Here is a 7744-nt window from a genome sequence, read left to right on the forward strand (position 1 = left end):
CGACGCCGTCCTCCATCCACCTTTGCGTGGCATGCACGACCCGCTTGGTCTCACACCACCAGCGGGTTCTTTTTTGCTCGAATCATTTGTGTCAAGAAAGTCGCGACCAGCCGGTCCACGGTGTGATTTCATATGTTGACTTAGAGCGTATTTCCGTATTTCTTGTCATAAGATCTTGGCACCTTTCTGATATAAATTGAAAAGCGCGAATGACCCACAGATTTTCTGGATAAGTCTGTGGAAAACATCACGATCGAATCGCTAACTGACTAGGACAATGACGGTTTTGTTGGCACGATCAGTTTGTTGCCAGCTCATGGCGGGCGAGAGCAAACAGGTTGTTAGGAGATTTTCACGACATCCAGTCGATGCCTTCTTGACAAGCGCGATCGAATCCAGAACAGGGAGCGGCCTCTGTGAATAGATGGCACGGACTGGCAGAAGGCCGCAGCAACTCCACAAGATGGATCCCACAGCCGAGCCAAGGCCGGGCTCGTTGACGACCCAAGGATCCCATCGGGAACGACAGGGCTTATTGCAGGCCCAAATCCGCCGCCACGTACCGTGCCACAGTCTGGCTCAGCCACTGCGGCTGGTGGGCATCCGAGCTGATGACGAAGCGGAAGCGCGCGCGACACGGCCCGTAGAAGCGCCGCCAGTCGCCACGCCACACGTATCGGTTGTTGATCTCGACGAGGCACTCCGGAGGCACCCGTGCCGCGGACTCGCGCATGCGCGAGCGAGGCGATCAGCTCGCCTCCAGACCCCGCGACGCCTCGGTCTCGGCTCCACGCGGGACGCCACCACCGCGCAGCCTCTCGCGCAACCTCTGGAAGACGACATAGAGCATCGGGACGAGGAAGATGCCGATCAGCGAGGCGGCGAGCATGCCGCCGAAGACAGCGGTGCCGACCGCGCGCTGGCTGGCCTCCCCCGCCCCGCTGGCGATGACCAGTGGGACCAGGCCGAGGATGAAGGCGAAGCTGGTCATGAGGACGGCGCGGATCCGCATCCGCGCGGCACGGGTCGCGGCCTCCCGGATCGGGCGGCCCGCCCGTCGCTCCTCCATGGCAAACTCAACGATTAGGATGGCGTTCTTGCTCGCCAGCCCGATCAGCACCACCAGCCCCACTTGGGCATAGAGATCATTCGGCAGCCCGGTGGCCCAGAGCGCCACCAGGGCCCCTAGCACGCCGACCGTGACCGAGAGAAGCACCGCCGCGGGCATGGACCAGCTCTCGTAGAGTCCGACCAGGAACAGATAGGCGAATAGCACGGCAAGTCCAAGCACGATAGGCGTCTTGCCGCCGGCCTCCCGCTCCTGGAAGGCAGTGCCGGTCCACTCGTAGCCGTAGCCCGCCGGCAGGGTCGACGCGGAAAGGTCCTCCATGGCGGTCAGCGCGTCGCCGGAGCTGCGCCCGGGCGCGGGGTTGCCTTGAATGGTGACGCTGCGGTAGTTGTTGTAGCGCTGGATCAACTGCGGCCCCAGGATCAGCTGGGGCTCCATGAGGGCCCGCAGCGGGATCATCTCGCCCCGCGCGTTGGCCACGTGGATGCGGTAGACGTCGTCGAAGGCAGTGCGGTCGCCCTCCTCGCCTTGGACCTGGACCTGCCAGACCCGGCCGAACTTGTTGAAGTCGTTGACGTAATAACCGCCCAAGGTCGCTTGTAGCGTGGTGAAGATATCGTCGACCGCGATACCCAGTGTCTGTGCCTTCTCCCGATCGATATCGAGAAAGACCTGGGGGTTGTTGGTGCCCCAAGTCGAGAACACGCGGAACAGCGCCGGATCCTGGTTGGCAGCCAGGACCAGTGCGCGCATGACCGCCGCCAGCTCTTCCGGCGGGCGCCCCTGCAGGTCCTGGAGCTGATACTCAAAGCCGCCGCCGGTGCCGAGTCCGATGATCGGGGGCAGGTTGAAGGGCATGACGCGGGCTGCGGGAATAGCGGCGGTCGCGGCGGCGAAACGCCCGATCACCGCCTCGACGTTCAGGTCGGGCGTAGGGCGCTCGGCGAACGGCTTGAGCCGCCCGAGCAGAAAGGCGCTGTTGGACTGCACCGCGCCGTCCAGGATGCTGTAGCCGGGCACGGTGAGCACCCACTCCATGGCCGGCTCGCCCCGGGCGATGCGTTCGACCTCTTCCACCACCTCCAGCGTGCGGTTCAGCGAAGCCCCCTGCGGCAACTGGATCTCCGCCATGAAAGCCCCCTGATCTTCCTGGGGCAGGAAGCCCGTCGGGGTGACCTTGAAGAGCCAGCCGGTGGCGACCCCCACCCCCACCACCAGGACCAACACCAGCGCCGAGACCCGCACCAGCCGGGCAACCAGATAGGCATAGCCGTCCCGCACCCCATCGATGCCGCGCATCACCTGACCCATGAGTCCCCGTCGGTGACTGCCGGGTTTGAGCAGGATGGCGCAGAGCGCGGGGGAGAGGGTCAGTGCGTTGATCGCGGAGATGAGCATCGAGAAGGCCACCACGGCCGCGAATTGCTGGAAGAGCTGGCCGGTGATGCCGGGGATGAAGGCCACTGGCAGAAAGACCGAGAGCAGCACCAGCGTGATGGCAAGGATGGGACCGGTGATCTGGCCCATGGCCTTCTTGGCCGCCTCCCGCGGCGGCAGGTTCTCCTCCTCCATAATACGTTCCACGTTCTCGACCACCACGATGGCGTCGTCCACCACGATGCCGATGGCGAGCACCACCGCGAGCAGCGAGATGGTATTGGCGGAGAACCCGATCAGGAGCAGGAAGGCGAAGGTGCCAATCAAGGCGACCGGCACCGCGATCAATGGGATCAGGGTCGCCCGCCAACTGCCGAGGAACAGGAAAACCACCAGGATAACCAGGGCGAAGGCCTCGAACAGGGTGTGGACCACCTTCTCCAGGCTCGCCTTGACGAAGTCCGTGGTGTCGTAGATCACCGCGTAGCTGAGATCGTCCGGAAAGCGCTCGGCGAGCCGCTCCATGGCGGCCTTGATCCCGTCCGCCACCGCTACCGCGTTCGCCCCGGGGGCCAGATAGATGGCCAGGGCGGCAGTGTCACCTCCGTTCAGGCGGCTCAGCGAGTCGCGCTGCTTGGAGCCGAGCTCGACCCGACCCAGGTCCCGTACCCGGACGGTCGATCCGTCGGGGTTGGCACGGACGACGATGGACGCGAACTCCGCGGTGTCGGTAAGTCGGCCCTGGGTCTGGAGGGTAATCTGAAACTGCTGGTCCGGCGTCATCGGCTGCGCGCCGATGCGGCCCACCGCCGCCTGGGTGTTCTGGCCCTGGACGGCCGCGATCACGTCCGAAGGGGTAAGCCCGAGCGCTGTGAGCCGCTCGGAGCTCAGCCAGATGCGCATGCTGTAATCGAGTGGGCCGAACTGAAAGACCTCACCGACGCCGGGCACCCGCGCCAGGGTATCCAGGACATTGATCGTGGCGTAGTTGCTCAGGAACAGGGCGTCATAGGACCCCTTTGGGGAATAGAGGGTCACCACCTGGAGCATGGCGGTCGACTTCTTCTTGACCGTTAGCCCCTGGCGTTTCACCTCCTCGGGGAGCTGGGCCGCGGCCTGGTTGACCCGGTTCTGGACGTTGACGGTGTTGATGTCCGGATCCGTTCCAAGATCGAAGGTGACAGTGAGTGCATAGCTGCCGTCGTTGGCGCTGCTGGACTTCATGTACAGCATGCGGTCGACGCCGTTGACCTTGGACTCGAGCGGCTGGGCCACCGTGGACTCGACCACAGCAGCCGATGCCCCCGGATAGGCCGAGGTCACCGAGACCTGGGGCGGGACGATGTCGGGGAACTGGGCGACCGGGATCTGGGTGATGGCGATCAGGCCGGCGAGCGTGATGACGACCGAGATGACGATCGAGAGCCGCGGACGGTCGATGAAGATGTCGGAGATCACGGGGCCGCATCTCCCTTGGGCTGCTGAGGCGGCGTGGCGCTCACCGGCTGCCCCGGACGCACCTTCTGTGAGCCCTCCACGATCACCAACTGACCCTCCTGGAGGCCCTGCGTTACCGCGATCTTGCCCCCTTTGGCGACCCCGGTCTGGATGCGGCGGACCTGGGCCCTGCCCGCGTCATCCACCACGAGCACGTAGACCCCCTGCTGATCGATCTGCAGGGCCGATTGGGGCACCGTGATCGACAGCGCCGGGGTGTCCTGCTCAAGCAGCACACCCAGGTACTGCCCGTCCACGAGGACCCCGTCCGGGTTGGGGAAGACCGCGCGCACGGTCACGCTGTCGGTCCCGGAATCTGTGGTCACGTCGATGAAGTCCAACCGACCCTTGTGCGCATAGGTGGAGCCATCCGGCAGCCGGGCCAGCGCTGCGATACTCTGGGCGGTCTCTCCCTGGGCCGCGATGTCCCGGCGCGCCTGCAGCCGCTCCCGCTGCGTGACCGGGAACTGGACTTGGATCGGGTCAGCACTCACGATGGTGGCTAGGCTGTCGCTGGCGGGTCCGACCAGGTTGCCCACGCTGTAGCGTGCAAGGCCGATGCGCCCGGCCACCGGGGCAGTGATCCGTGTGTAGCCCAGGTCGAGCTTGGCCGCCTCCAAGGCGGCCTGCGCCTGCGCTACACTGGCCTTCGCGATGGATTCGGCGGCCCTGAGCTCGTCCACCTTCGACGGCGCGATGTTCTTGTCCTTGAGCAGCTCTTCGCCGCGCCTGAGCTGAGCGGACGCATTCTCCTGATCGGCCAGAGCCTTGGCCAGATCCGCCTCCCGCTGAGTCACCACCGCCTGGTACTGCTCCGGCTCGATCAGGAACAGGACATCGCCGACCTCGACCTGCTGACCCTCCGCGAACGTGCGCTCCTTGAGAAACCCCTCCACCCGCGCCCGCAGGTCGACGCGCTCCACCGCGACCACGCGCCCGACAAACTCGGCTTGGTCCGCCACAGACTCGGCCAGGGCGGGTGCCGCGACCACGGTGGGGGGAGGCGCTGAGGCGCCCGCTCCCGTCTCCGCCTTCTCCCCACAGCCACTGAGCACGAGCAGACACAGCGAGGAGATCAGGGCGGTCCCGCGGCCCCGTTGGGGCAGCATGCGTGCGGCAGGAATCCGAGTCGGCATGGCGTTGAAGGCTCCGGCAAGCGCAGGAGCCGCTTATTCTACGCCGCGCCCACTGATGCCGCGACGGGAGCCGGCAACTCCCCAGACGGCGGCGGTCGTGGCCGAGGATCATCCGGCGTGGCCTCACCCGCCCCAGCCGGACGCAGAACGCTCGCTCCACATCGGCGCGCGCTTGCAAACCGGACTGCCGGGACATCGTCCACACCCGATTAGTCCTTCACATCCCACCACCCGATCACGAAGGCCATCACGCATGCTATGGCTCTGTGCGCACATGTTGCTCTAGCATGGACGGCCGGCGGCCGATGACATTGGACGAGACCGATGATCTCGGATGAGTAGCACCATAGCTCAGCTGGTCCCCGGCGTGCCCTCCCTGGCACCGGGCCCCGGCAGTCCCAGCCGGGGCGACGAGGCAGTCTGGTCTGTCACGCCGTCATTCCGGCAGGGATTGCCGGAATCCAGGGCCATGGCTGGCAGCCGTTTGACGCCGGCTGAGATTCGACGCTCATCACCTTGTCTCGCCACCCCGGGAAAGCGGACTCGCCGGCCGGCACATGTTCCGCAACGCGACCCCTACGGACCCGCCCGGGCAAGCAGGGTTCGCAAGCAAAGGCCAAGATGCCCATGCCCTCCAACGACGACGCGTTCGGTCAGGTTCCCGTTGTCCTCGTCGGTTCGGGTCGAAGCGGCACGACCTGGGTTCTCGATACCATCGCCGAAGCGAACGGAATGAACTGCATATTCGAGCCTTTGCACCCGATACTCGGCGGAGCGGCCCAACGTTTCAGCAACCGGTATTTGGTCGCGACGGATTCCGAGCCCGAGTTAGCCCGCTTCATCGGCTCGATTCTCCGCGGGCAGCACCCCGGGTTCTGGACCCGCTACCGCGAACGCCCGAGACGGCTCTACCCCTCCCTCGAGGTCGTCTCTTCGGTCTCAGCCGCAAAGCACTGGGTGAAGCGTTGGCAGTATGTACTTCAGCATCACCGTCGGTTCCGGATGATGCGTGGGCGGCCGCTGATCGTGAAGTTCATCCGGGCTAACCTCATGCTGGGATGGATCAAGGCAAACTTCCCCTGCCGGATCCTTCACGTACTGCGTCATCCTCTAGCTGTCATCGAGTCAAAAATGCGCCTATGGGAGCAGGATTGGGACCCAAATGGGCCACTCCAATCGTATCTCTCGGACCCACGTCTGACGGCAGACCTCGATGCGGATTGGGACGCTGTGCGCAGCGCCGCGGCATCCTCTGCCGCAGCAGCCCACGCCGCCATTTGGTGTATTGAGAATCTCATACCACTGCGGCAGGCGCCGAACCTCGGACTGGTCACGACATTCTACGAGTGTTTGGCCTCAGAGGAGGCCGCGGCGGAATGGGTCCGTGTCATCAGTTGTCTCGGGCTCGAACGCGTGCCTTCGCGCGCATCTTTGACGCGCCCCTCTCAACAGGCATCTGCGGCTACCCGGGAGCGCCTCTTCACCAAAGGCAGGATCGGCTTGATCGACGTCCGCTCAAAGCTTGGTGAAGATAGAGTTGCTGATATCGCTTGCATGTTGGACCGCTTCGATGTCCGCGTCTATGACGTGAACCGATACGAGCCAATCAACACCACGAACTTGATCGACCGAAAGTGCTGACGAACAATGGCGCCGCGCGTCATGGCGCTCCACAGTCCAAGACGCTGATGATCGCCCGGGATGTCAATAGTCAGCGCGACAAGCGAGGACGGCGTGTCCGCTTGCCTTCATTTTCAGTCGCTGATAGCGACCCGCAATCGCCGACCGTCCTGCCCGGCGGGGGGCGCTGAATGGCTCAGCGCTTCCATAAACGCGCCCGCCACGTCAGATCCGCTCAAACAACTCAATATACCGCTGAGCCACCTGATGACTTGAATAATTCTTCTGGGCGTAGGCCGTCGCATTGACCGAAAGGGTTTCCCGTTGTGCCGAATCCCCTAACAGCGTGCGGAGAGACTGAACCATCGATTCGACACCATCCGGCACGACGCCAAGCGCGTGCTTGGCGATAAAGCCATTTGGATCGAAGAACGAGACCACAGGAACCCCACGGATCCAGGCTTGTAGAAACGAATTCGGGAACCCCTCGGATTCAGATGTATTGATCAGTATCTTTGCCCGGGAGAAGTAGCTATTCACTCTCGAATAGGGAACTTGACCCAATGAAACGACGTTCTCGGTCTTGTCACACAGCTCCTGCACGTGCGCATACAGGTCCTCCGAACCTGGCACAGGCCCGCCGATCATCGCAAACCTGTATTGCTGCAAATGTCGCGCAACTTCCAAGGCTACATCGGGCCGCTTGAAGGCACGGATGTTATTGACCCATAGGACATCGATATCTCTTTCCGCTGCCGGATGCCGGCCAGGCTGCTCCACCGCCATGTCGATGACCTCGCTCGCTAACCCGAAGTGCCGCTTCAAAAGGCGTTTTTGCGTCTCAGTTTGCGCAGCGATGACATGCGCGCGGCGGAGCCCGTAATGATACATCATGGAATCACGCCAATACACTCTACTCAGAATATGCCGGCCGGGGATACAATCCCGATCGTGGGCAACCCGAAAAACAAGCTTTCGGTTGTTTCTGCGGCAAAACCAAGCCACCACGCCGGTCATGAAACCACCGCATGACTGGAAATAAATA

Annotated in this window: 4 protein-coding genes; 1 reads left to right on the forward strand and 3 read right to left on the reverse strand. The window is 63.6% G+C overall.

The window, feature by feature from the left end; all coding sequences use genetic code 11:
- Nucleotides 1-748: 748 nt before the first annotated feature.
- Nucleotides 749-3904, reverse strand: a complete 3156-nt coding sequence (locus LJE61_RS11255; protein WP_296909834.1) for an efflux RND transporter permease subunit — start codon at nt 3902-3904, stop codon at nt 749-751.
- Entirely contained in the window at nt 3901-5079 is a 1179-nt protein-coding gene (locus LJE61_RS11260; RefSeq protein ID WP_296909835.1) for an efflux RND transporter periplasmic adaptor subunit, read from the reverse strand. Before LJE61_RS11260 ends, LJE61_RS11255 begins: the two co-directional genes overlap by 4 nt.
- Before the next feature lie 627 nt (nt 5080-5706).
- Here LJE61_RS11260 and LJE61_RS11265 point away from each other — a divergent pair.
- Nucleotides 5707-6720 carry a hypothetical protein gene (locus LJE61_RS11265; protein WP_296918427.1) on the forward strand — a complete coding sequence of 338 codons (1014 nt, stop codon included), beginning with the start codon at nt 5707-5709 and terminating at the stop codon, nt 6718-6720.
- A 204-nt stretch (nt 6721-6924) separates the two neighbouring features.
- Here the strand turns inward: LJE61_RS11265 and LJE61_RS11270 are convergent.
- On the reverse strand, nt 6925-7744 hold an 820-nt coding region (locus tag LJE61_RS11270), incomplete at its 5' end, for a glycosyltransferase family 4 protein (RefSeq protein WP_296918429.1).

This window comes from Thiocapsa sp. (assembly GCF_022340925.1).
Taxonomy (GTDB): Bacteria; Pseudomonadota; Gammaproteobacteria; order Chromatiales; family Chromatiaceae; genus Thiocapsa.

Coding starts and splice junctions, on each gene's coding strand:
- LJE61_RS11265 (WP_296918427.1), top strand. CDS start 5,707: ATGCCCTCCAACGACGACGCGTTCGGTCAGGTTCCCGTTGTCCTCGTC.
- LJE61_RS11260 (WP_296909835.1), bottom strand. CDS start 5,079: ATGCCGACTCGGATTCCTGCCGCACGCATGCTGCCCCAACGGGGCCGC.